Annotated in this window: 1 protein-coding gene; it reads left to right on the forward strand. The window is 62.4% G+C overall.

Annotated features, from left to right (window positions below; genetic code table 11):
• Positions 1 to 1,013: translation initiation factor IF-2 (locus tag D6694_03895; protein RMH46075.1), on the forward strand; the 1,013-nt coding region annotated here is incomplete at both ends.

Consider the following 1,013-nt stretch of genomic DNA (forward strand, 5'->3'; position numbering starts at 1 on the left):
CGGCGCAGGCGCAAAGAAAAAGCTCCTGAGCCGAAGGTTGAGGTCAAACCCCAGGAGGACAAGCCGGCTGCGGAGCAGCTGGCCGAAAAGACTGCCGCGACAGTGGCCGACCAGTCACAGCCGGTTGTCAGCTCTGAAAAGGACAAGGTGGCGGCCGAAAAGACTGCCGCGGCGGCCGAAAAGCAACCTGAACCTGTCGTCGCCCCTGAAGAGCCCCGGGATGAAACCGGCGCCACCGAAAAGGCCGCATCCGCCGCTCCCCCTGCTGCGGAAGATGCCGAGCCTGCGCCGGTTGAAGAGGTGGAGGCACCGGCTGAGCCGGTGGCCGAAAAAGCCGTTCAAAAGGCCGATACCGAACCTGCTCCCGAGAAACCGCAGCGGGCGACGGCGAACCGGGCCAAGATTCTCGGGCGGGTGGAATTGCCCCAGACGACCGAGGCCCGCCCCGCGCGGGAGGCCAGACCGGCAGCCGGTCGTGGCAAACCGCGTCCCCAGCGCACCGTTGTAACGCCCATGCCCGCACCGGCTCCGGCCGAAGTCCCCGGCAAGGAAGGGCGCAACAAAAAGAAGAAAAAGGGCAAAGGCGGCGGTTTTGAGGAGCGCCGGGGGGCGCCTCGCAGCCGCAGGGCGCGGATGGAGGTTTTTGAGCCTGAGCGTGGCGAGCGTTACCGCAAGGTCAAAAAGGCCTCCAAGCAGCAGAAAAAAACCGAAATCACCGTCTCCAAGGCCATCAAGCGAAAAATCCGCATCGCCGACTCCATCACGGTTGGTGAACTGGCCAAGCGCATGGGGGTCAAGGCCAACGACCTGATCCGTGAGCTGATGGGGATGGGGCATATGGTCACCATCAATCATCCCCTTGACTTTGAAACCGCGGAAATTCTGGCGGCCGAATTCAACTACGAAGTTGAAAACATCGGTTTTGACGAGGACGCCATCCTGCAGGTTGAAGAGACGGGTGAAAAAAGTGAAGACCGCCCCGAAGACCTGGTCGAACGTCCCCCTGTCGTCAC

This window comes from Gammaproteobacteria bacterium (assembly GCA_003696665.1).
Taxonomy (GTDB): domain Bacteria; phylum Pseudomonadota; class Gammaproteobacteria; order Enterobacterales.